The organism is Methylorubrum populi, assembly GCF_002355515.1.
GTDB lineage: Bacteria > Pseudomonadota > Alphaproteobacteria > Rhizobiales > Beijerinckiaceae > Methylobacterium > Methylobacterium populi_A.
In genome coordinates, this window is sequence record NZ_AP014810.1 from 13,786 (window position 1) to 30,839 (window position 17,054).

At 70.4% G+C, this 17,054-nt stretch carries 14 protein-coding genes and 1 pseudogene; 8 read left to right on the forward strand and 7 right to left on the reverse strand.

The annotated features are described in order from the left end of the window. Positions 1–2,958: a Ti-type conjugative transfer relaxase TraA gene (gene traA, locus MPPM_RS26605; RefSeq protein ID WP_063987526.1), complete on the reverse strand. Its 2,958-nt coding sequence runs from the start codon at positions 2,956–2,958 to the stop codon at positions 1–3. A 231-nt stretch (positions 2,959–3,189) separates the two neighbouring features. Here traA and MPPM_RS26610 point away from each other — a divergent pair, with 231 nt between their 5' ends. The 6 genes from MPPM_RS26610 to MPPM_RS29410 all read left to right on the forward strand — a co-directional run bounded on the left by MPPM_RS26610 (position 3,190) and on the right by MPPM_RS29410 (position 5,635). Further along, positions 3,190–3,471 (forward strand): hypothetical protein, encoded by a 282-nt coding sequence (locus tag MPPM_RS26610; protein WP_063987525.1) that lies wholly within the window; start codon positions 3,190–3,192, stop codon positions 3,469–3,471. A gap of 4 nt (positions 3,472–3,475) precedes the next feature. Then, positions 3,476–3,781 (forward strand): hypothetical protein, encoded by a 306-nt coding sequence (locus MPPM_RS26615; RefSeq protein WP_063987524.1) that lies wholly within the window; start codon positions 3,476–3,478, stop codon positions 3,779–3,781. Continuing rightward, complete coding sequence (locus MPPM_RS26620) at positions 3,781–4,122, forward strand: conjugal transfer protein TraD (RefSeq protein ID WP_063987523.1); 342 nt, start codon at positions 3,781–3,783, stop codon at positions 4,120–4,122. Before MPPM_RS26615 ends, MPPM_RS26620 begins: the two co-directional genes overlap by 1 nt. A gap of 37 nt (positions 4,123–4,159) precedes the next feature. Beyond that, on the forward strand, positions 4,160–4,423 hold the full coding sequence (locus MPPM_RS26625; protein WP_063987522.1) for a conjugal transfer protein TraD: 264 nt from the start codon (positions 4,160–4,162) through the stop codon (positions 4,421–4,423). 128 nt (positions 4,424–4,551) lie between these two features. Next, positions 4,552–4,800, forward strand: coding sequence for a hypothetical protein (locus MPPM_RS26630; RefSeq protein ID WP_063987521.1), 249 nt, complete (start codon positions 4,552–4,554; stop codon positions 4,798–4,800). Between the two features lie 37 nt (positions 4,801–4,837). After that, positions 4,838–5,635 (forward strand): type IV secretory system conjugative DNA transfer family protein, encoded by a 798-nt coding sequence (locus MPPM_RS29410; protein WP_096488051.1) that lies wholly within the window; start codon positions 4,838–4,840, stop codon positions 5,633–5,635. A gap of 21 nt (positions 5,636–5,656) precedes the next feature. Here MPPM_RS29410 and MPPM_RS26640 read toward each other — a convergent pair whose 3' ends face one another. Then, positions 5,657–8,626, reverse strand: coding sequence for a Tn3 family transposase (locus MPPM_RS26640; RefSeq protein ID WP_096488052.1), 2,970 nt, complete (start codon positions 8,624–8,626; stop codon positions 5,657–5,659). A 129-nt stretch (positions 8,627–8,755) separates the two neighbouring features. On the opposite strand from MPPM_RS26640, the gene MPPM_RS26645 reads away from it, so the two are divergent. Further along, positions 8,756–9,388, forward strand: a complete 633-nt coding sequence (locus tag MPPM_RS26645; RefSeq protein WP_096488053.1) for a recombinase family protein — start codon at positions 8,756–8,758, stop codon at positions 9,386–9,388. A 32-nt stretch (positions 9,389–9,420) separates the two neighbouring features. Beyond that, positions 9,421–10,293: pseudogene (locus tag MPPM_RS26650) on the forward strand (type IV secretory system conjugative DNA transfer family protein); the annotation flags it as partial. Between the two features lie 711 nt (positions 10,294–11,004). On the opposite strand, the gene MPPM_RS26655 reads toward MPPM_RS26650, so the two are convergent. The 5 genes from MPPM_RS26655 to MPPM_RS26675 form a co-directional block, all read right to left on the reverse strand. Continuing rightward, positions 11,005–12,147 (reverse strand): replication initiator protein A, encoded by a 1,143-nt coding sequence (locus MPPM_RS26655; protein WP_063987519.1) that lies wholly within the window; start codon positions 12,145–12,147, stop codon positions 11,005–11,007. A 59-nt stretch (positions 12,148–12,206) separates the two neighbouring features. After that, a complete protein-coding gene (locus tag MPPM_RS26660; protein ID WP_063987518.1) occupies positions 12,207–12,578 on the reverse strand; it encodes a ribbon-helix-helix domain-containing protein in 372 nt (123 codons plus the stop codon). Beyond that, a complete protein-coding gene (locus tag MPPM_RS26665; protein ID WP_063987517.1) occupies positions 12,547–13,218 on the reverse strand; it encodes an AAA family ATPase in 672 nt (223 codons plus the stop codon). Before MPPM_RS26665 ends, MPPM_RS26660 begins: the two co-directional genes overlap by 32 nt. A gap of 336 nt (positions 13,219–13,554) precedes the next feature. Continuing rightward, on the reverse strand, positions 13,555–15,588 hold the full coding sequence (locus MPPM_RS26670) for a ParB/RepB/Spo0J family partition protein (protein WP_244573600.1): 2,034 nt from the start codon (positions 15,586–15,588) through the stop codon (positions 13,555–13,557). Between the two features lie 58 nt (positions 15,589–15,646). Then, positions 15,647–16,663 carry an ArdC family protein gene (locus tag MPPM_RS26675; protein ID WP_063987533.1) on the reverse strand — a complete coding sequence of 339 codons (1,017 nt, stop codon included), beginning with the start codon at positions 16,661–16,663 and terminating at the stop codon, positions 15,647–15,649. Positions 16,664–17,054 lie beyond the last annotated feature (391 nt).

Consider the following 17,054-nt stretch of genomic DNA (forward strand, 5'->3'; position numbering starts at 1 on the left):
TCATCGGCTGAGGCCCTGGCTCCGGTCGAGCCGCAACGACAGCTCCCGCTCGGAGGAGGCCTCCAGCACGCGGGCGAGCCGCGAACCGGCCTCGATGCCGAGCTCCTTGGCCCTGGCCTTCATCACGCTCTCGGCCTGCGGGTCGCGCTTGATCGCGCCGGCGAGCTGACGCATCCGGCTCTCGACGGCCTCCCTCCGATCGCCCTCCGGCCCCCAGCTCGCCAGGTTCGACCGTTCGGCCGTGAGCTTCGTCCAGGCCTCCGCGTAGCGCTCCGCGCGCAAGCTCGGTGTCTCGCGCACCTGCCGCTCGTGGGCGACGGCGCCCATCAGGGCCACCCTGCCCTCTCGGGTGTCGAGGCCGCCGGCGAGCCCCGGTTCCCGCTCCAGGGCCGTCCTGAGGTCCTGGGCCAGGCCCTTGTCGGCCGCCTCCAGCCGCTCGCCCGCTTGGCGCAGGGCGAGCTCCTGGTGCAGCAGCACCGGCAGCTTGGCCTCGCGCATCCGCTCGGCATCGGCGAAGGCCCTGGCATAGCCGTCCACGGCCTGCGCGAGCCGCGTCGAGGCGGGAGCCCGGTCCGGCCCCGGATGGGCACCAGGCCCTGCCTCGCGGGCCGCCTCCGGTCGGCTGAGACGCCGATCGCCGCCGTCCCCGAGCTTGAGGCCGGCGAACATGCTCCGCCGCGGCGCGGTCTGATCCAGAGCCCGCTCCCACTCGGCCGACGGGCGCGGGACGACGATCTCCGACGGGGGCGCGATCCCGCGCCGCTCGGCGAAGCCGGCCCCGTAGTCGAGGGTGGTGTCCTTCGCCCGCTCCCGCGACAAGGCCCGGTCGAGCCCGGCCCGATCATTCAGGTCCGCCTTAGCCCAATGCAGCTCAACGCCCTCGCGGTGGCGTGTCAGCCCCACATAGGCCGCGTGCCGGTCCATGTGCGGGGTGGCCAGCACGTGCGCCCGGTCGACCGTGACGCCCTGGGCCTTGTGGACCGTGGCGGCATAGCCGTGATCGATGTGCGCGTAGTCCTTCAGATCGAAGCTGACCCGCATGCTCTCCGCGCCGTCGAGGCGCACAGTGAGCGAGGAACCGCCCTCGATCCGCTCCAGGGTGCCGAGCGTGCCGTTTTTCACCCCCATGCCCCGCTCGTTGCGCAGGAACATGACCCGGTCGCCCGGCGCGAAGCTCCGCTCGCCCCGCTCCGTCGCCACAGCCTGGTCGGCCCCGAGCTCGCCGGCGGCCCGCACCCGGGCCCGGGCGAGCTCGTTGAGCCCCCGCACGTCGTCTCGCGTGTAGGCCAGGATGACCGAGCTTGCCTCCGGCTCGGCCCGTCGCTCGACGTCCCAGCGCTCCACGAGCGCGGCTTTGGCCTGGTCCCTAGTCTCGTGCCCATGCACCATGCCGGCCGCCTCGTAGCGGGCGAGCGCCGCGGCCGTCTGCTCCGTCGCGAGCTCCTTCGTCGCCTTTCGCTGCCACTCGGCCGCCTGCCGGCGCACGGTGGTGATCTCGGCCGCCCCGTGCCGCTCGGCGAGCGCTCGGAACGCGGCGCCGGCCTCGATGGCCTGCAGCTGCTCCGGATCGCCCACCAGCACCACCTTGGCTCCGGCCTCTCGCGCATGAGAGAGCACGCGCTCCATCTGCCGCGAGCCCACCATCCCGGCCTCGTCGATGACGAGCACGTCGCGGGATGTGAGCTGATCCCTCCCTTGCCCCCAGGCGTGCTCGAGTGAGGCGATCGTGCGCGAGGCGATCCCCGACCCGCCCTCCAGGTTCTCCGCCGCGATGCCCGACAAAGCCGCGCCCCGCACCTGGTGACCCTGAGCCTCCCAGGCCTCGCGCGCCGCCCCAAGCATGGTGCTCTTGCCCGTACCGGCGAAGCCCACGACGAGCGCGAGATCTCCGGGCCCCGTTACATGCCGGAACGCCGCTTCCTGCTCGGCCCCGAGCTGGTGTGAACTCAGGACCGCCTTGCGCGCCCCCTCTCCGACGTTATGCCCCCGGGCGGCCGCAAGCTCGCCTGCGGCCCGCTCCATGCGCTCCTCCGTCGCGATCATTTCGCGCGTGGTGAAGCGCTCGCGGCCGCGCTCATCCTCACCGAGGCGAACGATCTCCGGCGAGGCCTCCACCTTCGCCATCACGGAGGTGAACTGCACCTCGCCATCTGAGTGTCGGTGGATGAAGCGCGCGAGATCCTGGCGCATGAAGGTCGAGTGCTGGTGCGTGAGCGTGCGCAGCGCGATCTCCGGCTCGGCCGCGATCCGCTCGCCGTTGCGGGCCGCGATAGCCCGGTGCTCGTCCGCGCGCTCCGCCTCCTCGCCTCGCTCCTCGCGCCGCGCCCCGGCCGGCCCCACCTTGTGCTGGGGTTCCAAGTCGATGCCCTGGTCTGCAAGCGAGCGGTGGTCGATCCGCACCTCGTGCCCGAGCTCGGCCAAGCGCTCGTTCGCCTTCACCGCCCATGCTTCGCGCCAGCCCTGCAACTCGCTCGTGGCGTTCCACTCGCGGACCTTCTTGCCGAAGCCCTCGGGCCCGACCTCGCGCAAGCTCAACATGACGTGCGCGTGCGGCTTCGCCTCGCCCTGAGTGTCCACCGGCCAGTGAACGTTCAGGTCCGCCACCATGCCGCGCGACACGAACTGCTCGGCAACGAACTCTCGGGCGAGCGCTACTCCCTTCTCCCGCAACAGCTCACGGGGAAGAGCGAACTCCACCTCGCGGGCGAGTTGCGCGTCCTTACGTTTCTCGACCGCCTCGACCTCGTTCCAGAGCGTGGCGCGGTCGGACAGGCGGTCGGGCGCGCCTTGCGGCAGCAGCACCTCGGAATGCACCACGTCGCTCTTGGCCGAGAAGTCGTGCGCGCGCCCGGCCCGCTCGTCATGCAGTTCCGAGGCCGAGCGGTAGGCAGCCGCCGCCACGGCGCTGCGACCCGCACCGCGCGAAATCACCTGGGCCGAGAAGTGGTAGATCGCCATACGCGGGTCACACGGACCTGTTTATTCGGGTGAGCCTAGCCGTGAGAGCCAACAAAGGCCACCCCGTTATGGCTGCTCTGAACGCACGTCGCGCAGCGACGTATAAGCGCGCACTCCTCTGCTTCGCTCCGATCGTGACGGTCGCGGCGGCTCCGGTGTGCCTCCTGGTCAAGCTGGGTTGGCTGTGTCGGTCGAAGCGGCTAGCTTCTGCGTCAAACGGGGAGTGCGACGATGGTGGCCGTCGAGGACGACGAGCTTGCAGGATTACAGGACCGGCTACATGCCGCACGCAAGGCACTGGGCGAGGCTTATGACAGGCGAGACGCCCGAGCTGAGGAGATCGCGGCTGCCGAGGCCGTCGTGGGTGGCGTGGTCTGGCCGGAACTGCTGGTCGCGTTCAGCGCTGCCGAACGCGCCGTGCTCGCCGCCGAAGCCGAGATGAAGGATGCCGAGTACGCCCTCGCGGTCGCGACCGAGGGCGTGGTGTCGGCACCGCGACGCATGACGGGGTGAGCCGATGCAGTTCCCAACCGCGATCACCCAGGCCGGCATTCTGCGCGATCAGGAGCGGCCCGGTTTCACGGAGACCTACCATCGCGTCGTGTTCGCCATCGACCACGACGGCCTCGACGATATGGAGGTGGCGGTCTGGGTCCACCCGACCTACCCCGAGGACCAGCTCGTGCCCGTCGCACGCGCCATCCTCGCCGGCCGCCTCGCCAGTATGGCAGAGGCCGCGAGCGAAGGAGCCATGACGCCAGACGAGGTCGACGCGCTCTGGCAGCGCGTGAAGCCTGCCACCATCGAAGGAGAACCCGCCTGATGCGCAAACCGCGTGACATCGACGCCGAGCTGAAAGCCCTCCAGGATCGTCAGAAGCAGCTCCGCGCCAAGCGAACCGTCCAGCTCGGTGAGATCGTCTCGGCCACCGGTGCTGACAGCCTGGATCCCGAGACGCTCGCCGGCGTGCTCCTCGACGCGATCGAGAAGGCTAAGGGCGACGCGAGCGCGAAGGAGGCGTGGCGGCGGAAGGGCGAGGGCTTCTTTCGCCGCGAGAAGCGCGCCCGCGGCTCCGGGGCGAATGGCGCCGGCGACGCTGCTCAAGGAAGCGCAGGCGACCTCGGCGGCGCTGCGCCGAGCGACGGCGAGCATCAGGCGAGCTGAAGCCGCTCGCGCCCGGTCGGACACGAGAACCTGGGTCATGGAACGCCGCGCCCGCACCCGTCGCCTCATCGAGCTCGGCGGCCTCGTCGCCAGGAGCGGCCTCGAGGAGATCATCGGCACGGCCGAGCCCGACACGCGCGCCGTGATCCTGGGCGCGCTCATGCACCTTGCCGACGAGCTGCAGGAGCCCACGCCCGGACACCCCTCCCCGCTCGCCCGCATCACCACCTGGCGGGAGCGCGGCCGCGCGGCGCTGCGGGCCGAGGCGACCGGCGAGGCCGCCGCGGAGATCTCCGCGTGATGGCGCGCCATGCTCGATCGGACGAGCGCCAAGCCGACCTCTTCGGCTGGACGCCTCCACCGCCGGCGCCGCGCGCCCCGCGGCGACCGGCGCAACCATCGCCAGACGTCACCTCACCTGCGGCCGCGTTGGACACGACGGCCGCCTTCGCCGCACGGGCCACCGCCTTCGACCTCGACGAGCTCGTGACGGCTCTTGATGACGAGGGCTTGGCCTACCTCGCCGTCGCGAGCGCCCGCCAACTCCGCCGCCGGCTCGGGCGCACGAACGTAGGCCGGTCGCGCTCGAAGGGTGGAGGAGGGCGCCGGGGCCCGCTCGACCGCGCCGGCGCCCAACTCGCAGCCGAGTGGGCGGCACCACCCGAGGAGGCCTGGTGATGCCCATCCTCTCGCCGCACAACACAAGCGATCAAGCATGATCCGTTACGTTCTTCCGTTCGTCCTCGCTGGCGCTCTCTCCTACTGGACGGTGGGCTGGGCGGTGCTCCACGGCCTGCACGACGTGCTCGGCTGGGAGCATCGCGCTGCCGACCGAGCGGCGCTCTTCGCATTCCTCGTTTGCTGGCCCGTGATCTACTTCGGCGCCGGCTGGCTCTACCGACGCCTCATGTCCTCCCCCGGCCAGGACGTGTTCGGCTCGGCCCGCTTCATGAGCGCACAGCGCGTGCGCGCCCTCCTCGCTGGCGAGAGCAGCACCGGCCTCGTCATTGGCCGCGAGGATAAGCAGCGCGGCCGGCTCCTGCGCTATGGGGGCGAGCAGCATCTGCTCACGCTGGCCCCAACCCGCTCCGGCAAGGGTGTCGGCGCCGTGATCCCGAACCTGCTCACCGCCGAGCGCTCCGTGCTGTGCATCGACCCCAAGGGCGAGAACGCCCGGGTCACGGCCCGCCGGCGTCGCCGCTTCGGCCCCGTCCACATCCTCGACCCATTCGGGATCTCAGGATCGATCTCGGCCGCCTACAACCCGCTCGACGCAATCGACCCCGCCTCGCCCGACGCGGCCGAGGACGCCACCACCCTCGCCGATGCCCTCGTCTCCGATCCGCCGGGCTCCTCCGAACCGCACTGGAACGAGGAGGCGAAGGCCCTCCTCACCGGCCTCATCCTGCACGTCGCAGCCAGCGAGGAGCCGTATCGGCGGACGCTGGGCACCGTGCGCGAGCTCGTCACCCTGGCCCCTGTCGCCTTCTCAGCTCTCCTCGGGGACCGGTGAGAGGATGGTCGAAAACGTACGCTAAGCGTCGCGGCCTTGCTGGTGGAGGCGGAGCGGCCTGAGCCGTTCGCGGGGCTTGTCGATTTCGGCCCAGAGGTAGTCGCCGGTGAGGCCGACATGCTCCCAGCCCAGCGGGGCGACGTGGGCGAGCCGTTCGTCGGGCACCGCGACGCCGCTGCCGCGCAGATGGCGGACGGCGCGATCGAGATAGACGGTGTTCCACAGCGTGACGGCCGCGGTCACGAGGGTCAGGCCGGAGGCACGATGGCGCTGGTTCTCGAAGGTGCGGTCGCGCAGCTCGCCGAGGCGGTTGAAGAAGATGGCGCGGGCGAGCGCGTTGCGGGCCTCGCCCTTGTTGAGGATGCTGCCGGTCCGGCGCCGCTGGCCGGGATCGTCGAACCAGTCGAGCATGAACAGGGTGCGCTCGACCCGCCCGACCTCGCGCAGCGCACGCGCCACGGGGTTCTGGCGCGGATAGCCCGCGAGCTTGCGCAGCATGACCGAGGCGCTGACGGTGCCGGCCCGGATCGAGGCGGCGAGCCGGAGCGTCTCGTCCCAGTCCGCCTCGATGGCGCGGACGTTGACCGGCCCGGCGACGAGCGGGCGCAGCGTCGGCCACGGGTCGAGCGGCGACAGGCCGTACAGCCGGCGTTCGTTGATATCGCGGATGCGCGGCGCGAAGCGGAAGCCGAGCAGGTGGCACAGGCCGAAGACATGATCGACCGCGCCCGCGGTGTCGGTCGCATGCTCGCGGATGACCAGGTCGCTCTCATGATCGAGCAGGCCGTCGAGGACATGGGCGGCCTCGCCGGCATTGGCGGCGATGACCTTGGTGTGGAACGGCGTGAAGCGGTCGGTGACGTGCGTGTAGAACAGCACACCGGGTTCGGTGCCGTAGCGGGCGTTGCGATCGGCGCGCGCCTCGCCCTGACCGCCGGCGCGGAAGAACTGCCCGTCCGACGACGACGTGTCGCCCGGGCCCCAGACCGCGGCGAGCGGATGCACGGTGTGGCAATCGACGATCGCCGCCAGCGCCGACAGGTAGGTCTCGTCGCGCACATGCCATTCCGCTGTCCAGCGCAGGCGCGGCAGCGTCAGCCCGCGCGAGCTTTCCGCCATGCGCCCGAGGCCCAGGTTGGTCGCGTCGGCGAGGATCGCGCCCATCAGCGCGGCCGGGTCGGAAGCGGGTACGCCGCTGCGGGCATGGACGAAGCGGTCGGCGAACCCCGACCAGGCGGCGACCTCCACCAGCAGGTCGGTGATGCGGACACGCGGCAGCATCGCGTAGAGCTGGCTCTTCAACGCCTCGGCCTCGTCGGCCGGGGAGCGCCGGATGGGTGAGATCAGTAGCTGCCCGCGCTCGATCGTCACGTCGACCAGCCCACCGGCCGCGGCGGCGCGCTCCACCTCGGTCATACGCCGGGCCAGGAGCGTGCGGCGCTCCTCATGCCATTGGGCAAACCCAGGCGACACGGCGAGGCGCAGGTTGCCATCGGCGCGCATCGTCTCGAACGCGGGCACGGGCAGCAGATAATCGTCGAGCGTGCGATAGGCGCGGCTGCCGTCCACCCAGATGCTGCCCGAGGCCAGCCGCTCGCGCAGGTGGACGATCACCGCGATCTCGTAGGCGCGCCGGTCGATCGTCCCTTCGACCGGCTGCACGACCTTGCGCCAGCGCGGCCTGATGAAGCTGGTCGGCACCCGCTTCGGCAGGACCGATCGACCGTCGCGGTACATCGTCCGCAGCGCCTCGATCGCACCGAGAAGCGGATCGCCCGACCGCGCCGTGCGGAAGGTGAAGGCGGCGAGGAAGGTCGGGGCGAACCGCCGCACGGCGGGATAGCGTTCGACCACATCCTCCAGGCCGTCATCGACCGAGCGCGTCAGATCCTCGGCAAAGCGGATGCTGCGTTCCAGCTGATCCCACCCCACTCGGTCGTCGATCGCGCGGAAGGGGTCGCGCCCGCTCGCGCGGGCCTCGACCAGCAGGCGGCCGAGCCGGGCATGGAGGCGGGCCGTGTCCTTCAGCATCCGCGCTTGCCCGAGCAGCCGGTCGGAGCGGGTGCGGTCGGCACGGCGGAACAGCGCGCCCACCATCTTCTCGACCATGACCAGGGCGGCGTCGGTCAGCGCCGCCTCCATCTCGATCATGGAGGCGACGAGCATGGCGAGCCGACGAGGACGTTCGAGGCGGCGCAGGTGCTGGGCGGTGACGAGGCCGGCGGTGCGCGCGATGACGGCGTAGCGGGCGGCATGGATGCGGCGTGCCCCGTCCGCCGCGATCCCGATGGCGCGCACCGCGTCGAGCCGTTCGACGATCCCCTTCAGGTTGGCAGCCGACGGCGCCTCCGGCCACTCCCGTATCCAGCCGAGCCGGGTGCGGCCGTCGTCGTCCGAGGCGATCAGGCGATCGAGCGCCGCTTGCTGCTCGGCCGGGCAGTCTCGGATCAGCCCGGCATGGGCGGCCTTGCGCGCCCGGGTCCGTACGATGAGCGCCAGCCGTTCCAGCGTCGATGCGGCCGGCAGCACGATCCGGCCCAGCCGCAGCCGATCGACCATGCCGGCGACGATCGTCTCGCCCCGGTCGGTCGAGGCGGCGATCTCCGACCCCACCGCCAGCATCGATCGCACGTCCGCCCGCTCGAAGGCGCGCAGGCCGAGCCAGGCTTCGATCTCGGCGCGATGCTCGCGCAGCGTCGTCGGGCGGGCGGCATAGCTGGCGAAGTCGGTGGCATCGCATCCGATCTGACCGGCGAGCAACTCCAGCATCGCGTCGGGCACCGCCTCACCCGCCACCAGTGCGCGTCCGGGATGACGGAGGTAGCAGAGCTGCACCGCATGGCCGATCCGGTTCGGACCTCGCCGACGCCGTGCCACCTGCACGAGGTCGGCGGGACCGAGGGTGTAGAGTCGTTCGATCGTCGCGTGATCGGCAGGCGGGTCGAAGATCGCGGCGCGCTGCGCCGGTGACAAGATAGTCTTGGCCGGCATCCGCTTCCCATCCGTCACGAAACAGGAATGCGGGCCTGTTCACGGAGCGTAGACCACAAGACGGGTTGTGTGACATCATGCTGACCGATCGGCGGGCAATGCCGCTCCGTCACGCAGACGGACGTATGAATGACGACCGTGATCGGCTACGCCCGGGTGTCCAAGGCCGACGGCAGCCAAGTGCACGACCTGCAGCGCGACGCGCTCGTCGCGGCCGGCGTCGATCCCGGGCACATCTACGAGGATGCCGCCTCCGGTCGGCGCGACGATCGTCCCGGGCTCGAGGCCTGCCTCAAGGCGCTACGGATCGGCGACACGCTGGCGGTGTGGAAGCTCGACCGGCTCGGCCGCGACCTGCGCCACCTCGTCAACCTGGTCGGGGATCTCACGAAGCGCAACGTCGGGCTGAAGGTGCTGTCGGGCGAAGGCGCCTCGATCGATACCACCACGGCCAACGGCCGGCTGGTGTTCGCCATCTTCGCCGGCTTGGCCGAGTTCGAGCGCGAGTTGATCTCCGAGCGCACGAAGGCCGGGCTGGCCGCGGCTCGCGCCCGGGGCCGCAGGGGCGGTCGCCCCTTCAAGATGACGCCCGCCAAGCTGCGCCTGGCTCAGGCCGCGATGGGAAACCCCGAAACCTGCGTCGCCGACCTCTGCGTGGAACTCGGCATCACCCGGCAGACCCTCTACCGGCACGTCACGCCCAAGGGGGCGATCAGGCCAGACGGAGAAAAGCTCCTCGCCCGCACCGGTCGGCGGGCTTAGCGTACGTTTTCGACCATCCTCTCACCGGGCCCCTCCTCGAGTGCATGCAGGCGAGCCCGGCCGCGGGCGGCCTGGTGGCGCGGGCCGCCAACCGCCACCTCTCGAAGTCCGACCGCGAGGCCTCGGGCGTGCTCTCGGCCGCCCAGCGCCACACCCACTTCCTCGACAGCCCACGTATGGGCGCCGTCATGGCCCGCTCGGACTTCGGCTTCGCCGACCTGAAACAGGGCACCTGCACCGTGTTCCTGGTGCTGCCACCCGATCGCCTCGACGCCTATGGCCGCTGGCTGCGCCTCATGGTGGCCCAGGCCATCACCGCCCTGGCGCGCTCGCCCCACAAGCCCCCCTCCCCTGTCCTGTTCCTGCTCGACGAGTTCGCGGCGCTCGGTCGCCTCGAGCCGGTGGAGCGGGCGATGGGGCTGATGGCCGGCTACGGCCTCCAGCTCTGGCCCATCCTCCAGGACCTGCACCAGCTCCGGAGCACCTACGGGCAGAGGGCTGGCACCTTCCTGGCCAATGCGGGCGTCACGCAGGTGTTCAACGTCAACGACGTCGACACGGCGGCCTGGGTCTCGCGGGCGCTGGGCGATACGACGCTCCTCTACGAGACGAGCTCGATGGGCAGCTCGTCCAAGAGCGGGGACTGGTCGGGCGAGGGCACCACGACGAGCGAGGGGGTGAGCACGCACTTAGGCCGGCGCGCTCTCCTCACCCCTGACGAGGTGCGCCGGCTGCGGCCCGAAGCGTCCCTGCTGTTCCTGTCGGGCGAGGCCCCGATCCTCGCGCGCAAGGTGGTCTACCACGCCGATCCGGAGTTCCGCGGCCTGTTCGATCCCCCGAACGCGTCCGCTCCGCCGCCGGGCCAGCCTGCCCCGACGGCGCCGATCCGCGCGGCCGCGGAATAAACCTCGACGATTCCGCCCTCGCAGAGGCTCCAGAACGGCCGTTTCACTCCGACCCTGCCGAGCCACGTCCAATCCCCTCCTCGCCCCTCCAGGGCCGCCGCAAGGCGGCCCTACCCCGGTTCTGCAAGCCTCGGCCCTCGTCCAGCTCGCGACCACGGAACTGCCTTGGCTTCTCGGAAGCCAACAGGACGGTTCCGCTTGGCTCACGATTCTCAAGAGGCCACTCAAATCACGAATCTGTCGGCCGACTAGGCCGACGCCGATTCTGGGGATGCCGGGTGGGAGGGCGCGTAGCGCCCGGGGCGGAGCCGCGTGAGCGGCGGAGTGAGCCGGCGGGGGCGGAGCCCCCAAGAGGCGGTGGTTAGAAGGTTATTTGAGACTCGTTAGAAGGTTAGCCTGTGGACAAGGCATGCGAGATTGTTTGTAGATCAACGGCTTAGAGAGAATCCGGCGTTCCCGAAGTCCCGCCAGACCGTTCCCGAAGTCCCGATGTGTTTGTTCCTGATGTCCCGCCAGACCGTTCCTGATCTCCCGAGCGACAAGGTCGTGCCCTGAATGCCGCAGCGTTCCTGATGTCCCGACAACCGCGTTCCCGAAATCCCGAAGCCGCAGCAAAGACTTGCGCGCGAAGTGATTCACGGCGATTTGTCAAGCTTGTTTTTGAGCCGTTTCGGCATCCTGGCCCGACTGTCGGGACTTCAGGAACGGGCCTCAGCGCGAGAGCTGGTGGCGGTTTCGCGCGTCGTGGCGCTTCACGAAGCCGTAGAACGCAGCCTGGTAGTCCTGGGGCTGCCGGTTCTCAGCGCCGTCGATCCAGATGTCGAACTCGGCCTTGAGAGCATGGACGTCCCAGCCGGGGAAGTCGCGCCGCACGGCGTTGATCGTCTCATCCGTCAGGAACCGGAACATGGGCTCGAACCGGCCCTGTTCGGGCGGCGCCGACCGTGAGGCCTTCGCGCCGCGCCGCGGACGCGCCTCAGGTGCGGCCGTGCCAGTCCCCTCCCCTTCCTCAGCGCTGCTGGTGCGGCGCATGCGCAGCATGGGCTCGTCGGCGCCGTCGGGGAGTTCCAGCGCGAGCTGGAAACCCGGCAGCTCGTTGCGGCGAACGATGCCTTGGATCTCGAACTTGAACCGCCGATACGTCCCCTCGGCGCCGGACTTCTCGAAGAGCGTCGGCAGCGTGATCGCGAACCCGGCCGCGCCGGCCCCGCCGGCGTGCTTGCGGGCCACGCGGTACAGCCAGCGCTCTCGTCCTCCGGTCAGAGAGAAATAGGCCGGGTCGATCGCCAGCACGCCACCGTCCATGACGACGCCTTCGTAGAACCAATCGGAGAGCGTGATGCTCATGCCGCGGCTCTGGTCGGTGGTCTCGTCGACGAGGTCGGACCACGACTCGATCCAGCCGAACTGGCGCTGCTTGCGGCGGGTTTTCTCGGCCCGAATGTTCGTGACGATCGAGGTGGATTGGAGACGCGCGAGCGCGTTGCGCAGCAGCGCATATTCCCGGCCGCCCGTGTCGCGACAGATCGTAGTGAGGAGGTCGTAGGGCTGGAAGTGCAGGGTGCGGGGCAGATCGTTCGCCCCTCGCCGCTTGAGGTCCGTGAGGGCAGAGGCCGCCCAGATCAGGATGTCGGCGTCCCAGATGGTCGCCATGCCGAACTCGGGGTTCGGATAGACGTTCACGAACACGCTGCCGTCAGGGCTGCGGTACTCGATCGGCTTCAGGCGCTTGTTCTTCGACAGGCTGAAGAACGGCCGTTCCATGGTCTCGCGCTGGTCGCGCAGCGAGAGCCCGGCCGCAACGAAGGGCACGAAGAGGTCGGACTGCCGATCGATGTACTGCCGCTGGCTCACGTGTATGCACTCACACCATTATAAGCGTAGCATTGTCTAAGCTCACACACGTTAGCGTGTCAGGGCTTCAGGAGGTCGGCGATGCGCGCCCTGCCCTTCTTGGCGAAGAGCAGGTCCAAGGCCTCTTCGAGGAGCGCCTGGACGGTGGTGTCGTCCTCCACCGCGATCAGCTTGAGCTGCTTGGCCACCTTCGGAGCGAAGTGGCCCGCGACGAGGCGCTTGTCCTCGCGCGACGGCCGATGGAAGCGCGGCGTGGCCTCAGCAACAACGGCATCATCGCCGGCAGCAGCCGGGGCGCTCCGTCGGGGTGAGACGCGGGCGGCTGCCTGTCGAGCGGGTTTCGGAGAGGGCGGGGCAGAAGATTTCGGGGCCGGCGCGGCGTCAGCTCCGGACGAGGCTTTATCGAGCACCGCTTGCAAGGCGTTTTTCATGGGCTACTCCCATACCATCCACTTTGTATAGGTGCATGCACACATAGGCGTAAAGCTCTGCAATCTCCTGGGCGGCCTTGCCGTCTGGGTCGATCTCCTGGGCCGCGAGGCCAGTCTGCTGGGCGCGCGAGTAGGCGATGCGGTTGCCGATCCGCACGGGGCTGATCTCGGCTCCGAGCTGCCGGATGACGGCCATCGTGTCGTCCAGCTCGCGCCCCTGCGGCGGGCAAAAGGTGAGCACCGCCGAGAACGGCTTGCCGTAGTGCTTCACCAGGTCGAGGGTCCGCGTCATGGCCATGACGTCAAGGACCGCCGGACGGGAAGGCACGAGCACGAAGTCGGCCTGCTGGGCCGCCTCGAAGGCGATGTCCTTGGCGAAGGGCGGCGTATCGATGATGGCAAGGTCGCACCCGGCCTCGCGCACCGCGCCGAGCACGTGGCCGAGGCGAGCGGCCGGGATCGCCGTGATGGCGAGCGTCGTGTCCTTGCGGGTGTCCATCCAGAACGAGGCGCTGGCCTGGGGGTCGAGGTCGAAGAGCACGGTCTTCTTCCCGGCGCGGCTCGCCTCGACGGCGAGAGCCGTGGCGAGGGTGGTTTTCCCGACGCCGCCCTTCTGCGAGATGATGGAGAGCACCTTCATGCAACACCTATCCAGCTATGCGTGTATACACCCTAACCTGCATGCGTGTTGGGGTGAAGAGGTGTTGTAAGGTGGGACGCTATACACTTCGTTAACGCTGATGGACGGCGCTGCGCGCCGGACGGTTGACGCACAGCCGTCCCCCGGCCCTACGGCCCTTCACGATGAGAGCGGGCCGGGGAACGGCTGCTGCGCGCGCCAGCCGGCGCGCTCCGCCCCGCAGGGGTGGACAACCGCCGTTGCAAACGGCGGCGGGCCGCGGCGCACATGCGCCGCGGCCCGCCAATTTCCGACCTTGGGAGGAGGCCGGGGCCGATCGGCCCCGGCGAGGTCTGCCTATTCCGCTGCCTCGACCTGAACGGGCTCGGGACCGATCTCGTCGGTGTCGCGGATGACCTCGACGGTGATCCGCGCGGAGGCCAGGGCACAGGGCTCGGTGTTCCCGCCCTGGTCCGGGGTGCGCAGGGGCTCGGGCAACCAGCCCCGGCCCTCCAGGGCCTGCGCCGCCCGGCTCACGGCCTCGGCCTTCGGCAGCTTGAGGAAGAGGGGGGGCAACTCGCCCGCATCCTGGCCCATACCCTCCGCCACGGCCGCCGCGATCTGCGCTTTGCTGAGGCGGGCCAGGAACGCGGCGTCCACGCTCCACCACGCCCGCATATCGAGGTCGGCCGAGGCCGCGATCTGGTCCGCATGCTCGATCCGCCCCGGCCGGCCGCGCTCGTGGCGGTGCTTCACCCCGTTCAGGCTCTGCGCGGCGAGGAAGGCGAGGAGGTCGAGAAGCGTGTCCCCGCTCTGCTCGGTGAGCCATTCCCAGAGGTCACCCACGTCGCCCGGCAGGCGATAGCCCCAGGCCTCTCGCGCCTCCGTCATTGCAGTCAGGGCAGGGCAGGCCTCGGCCGCCGCGATCCGGCCGGCGAGGTCGGTGCTGGTGGCCTTGATCTCCACGGCCGACTCCGCCCGCCACGCGTGGGTGTAGAACACCGGCAGCGCGAGCGCATGGACGACACCGGCCAACGCCAGGTCCGGCCGGCGCATCACCTCGACGCGCAACGCCGCCGTGCGGATCGCGGTCAGTTCCTCGATGAGCACATCGGACAGGGCAGGGGAGGGCGCCTCCGTCACCGTCTCGCCCGCCTCAGCCCGGCTTGCGGCGATCTCGGCGCGCTCGGCCCGTTCCCGCTCCTTCTTCTCACGCCGCACGTCCTCGGGGCGGACAAGGCCGCGCTCCACCTTCACCCGGCCCTCGTGGGTGAGCCCAACCGCCGCGCCGGCTCGCGCCATGTCCTCGGGGGTGAACCCGTAGTCGCGCTGCCTCACGGTGCCGATCGCCGCCTCGACGGTCGCCAACTCCTCGGCCAAGGTCTCATCCGGCCCGGCTTCCAAGCGGGTGAGGATAGCGTCGCGCCGCTCCACGAGGCGGGTGAGTTCCGCCCGGTCCTCGTCCGACAAGGGCAGGGCGCGCGGGTAGACCCGGCCATGGTTGTAGAACCCGGAATAGGGGAACTGCTCGAAGGTCTCGACCCATCCCCAGCCCTCGGCCGACAGGGCAGCAGCCTCCTGCTCCATCTTCTCGGCCGCGAGGCGTCGCAATAAGTCGGGGTCGGCGAGCCACGTCCCGCCCTCGTCGTCGCTGAACAGGTCGCGCGTGACCGCCCCGCCCGCCCCCTCGTAGGCCTGCAAGGTGACAAAGCGGGCCAGTTTGTCAGTGACGGGCACGTGCTCGGACAGGAGCGCGCGCCGGATGCCCTGGCCGGTGCTCTCCCGGACATAATGAGTGTTCCACACCGCCTCCTGCCGGGCGTGGTCGTCCACCACGGCGAAGGCGGTGAGCTGGTCCAAGGTCATCTCGTCGGCCCGGTAGGCTTTGACGAGGGCAGGGGAGACGGCGGCGAGCTTCATGCGCTGCTCGACATGGCGCAGCGTGGTCCCGAAGCGCCGGGCGACCTCCGGGGCGTCATGCCCCTCGTGGATCAGAGCGGCGAAGGCCTCGAACTCGTCGGCGGGGTGGAGGGCGCGCCGCATCACGTTCTCGGCGAGGCTGACGCGCTGCGCCGCCTCGCTCGGGAGCACGAGGCAGCGCACGGGGCCGCTCCAGCGTCCGGATTTTGCCAACAGCTTAAGGGCGGCGAGGCGTCGGCCGCCGGCGACGACGCGGAAACGGCCAGCCTCGGTCTCGAACACGACGAGGTTCTGCAACAGGCCTTCCTCGGCAATGCTCTCGGCCAACCCCTCGGCGCCACCGCGCTTGTCCGTGCGGCGCACGTTCTCGGGGGCTACGCTGAGTTTTGTAAGCTGGATCAGCGCCTCGACGGGCGCGCCGGCCGGGGTCTGAGCGGGGGCGGGGAGGGTGGTGTCAACGGTCGCGGTCATGGGTTCGGTCCCTTTCAGGATCGGCATGGGATGATCGGAGTGGGGGAGGGGAGGCCGCCTAAGCGGCGGCCTCGAACGCACGGGCCGGGGCGGCGCGGTGCTCGGCCTTGGGGTCGGCAGCCTCGGCCTCGGCCCTGGCTCCCGGCTGCAAGCCGTGCAGGAACTTGACCGCCCGCTCGGCGTGGGCGGCGGCGGAGAAGATCGCCCGCTTGTCGCCCTTCAAGACCGCGATCCAGTCCGCGATGTAGGCGGCATGGTCCTCGCGGGGCTCCAGGGCGAGCCCGAGATCGGCGGCGAGGAATGCGGCCCCGAGTTCGGCCACCAACTCCTCGCGCGCATAGCCCTCGTCGCCCCAGCGCTTGCGGCCGAAGCTCCGGTCCAGGCGCGAGGGATGGCGCGTCCAGTGCACCGCCTCATGGCCGAGGGTGGCGTAATAGCTCTCGGCGTCACGGAAGGCGGCGAGGGGCGGCATGCCGATGTGATCGGCCCCGGCGTGATAGAAGGCCTGCGCGCCTCCATGCCGGATGTCGGCTCGCGTGGCAGCAAAGAACGCTTCCGCGTGCGCGATGGGCTCCGGGCCGAGGAGGGCAGGGGCGTCCGTCACGGGCGGGATCGCGAAGGCTTCGGGCAAGCCGTCGATCTGGCCGACGTTGAAAACCGTGTAGGTCTTGAGGAAGCGGACGCCCCGCTCCTCTTCCTCGCCCGTGCTCTCATCCTGCCGGCGCTTCGTGGTCTCGCCCATGTAGACGACCTGGGACCCGCGCTCGCCGCGCCGGACCTGTCCCCCGAGTTCCTGGGCCTGGCGGTAGGTCATCCAGGTGGGCGAGCGGTGGCCCTTCTCGACCGCCTCCAGCCAGAGGAGGAGCGTGTTTATCCCTGAGTAGGGCTTCCCGTTCGCCCGCCTCGGCCGCGTGACCCTGGCCCCGAGCCCTTCGCCGCCCCACGGCTTGCACCACGGCCGGACGCCCCCCTCCAGGTCGGCCACGATACGGGTGGTGATCCGAGCATAGGCGTCCGGGGCCGTCGCGCTCGCTGCGGCCATCGCGCCCGGCTTACCCTTGGTCTGCTTCGTCATGGTGTTCATCCCTCGTTCCTGACGGGGTCAGGGCCCCGCCATGACCCCTGCCCGTCGGCGAGACCGGGGGAGCCGGGGGAGGGATGCGGGCGGGGGCGGCCGGGCCGCGAGCAAGCGGGGCGTCAGCCCTGCGCAGCCGAGCGGCCCTGCTGCCCTGTAGGCGGCGTTCCGTGGGGCGAGGGGGCGGAGCCCCCTCGGCGCCCCGCCACACAGGGCGATGTTGGCCGTCAGGCCGCCGCGTGATGCGAAAGTCGATCGTCACCGGCAGGCGGAGACCGCCTGCGGGCTCCGGGAGGGGCGCAGCCCCGACTAGAGCGCGGCCGGCCACAAGGTCGGTTCGCCCGCGGGTCATACCGTCAAACGCGTATACACCTATATGCTTGGTTGCGTC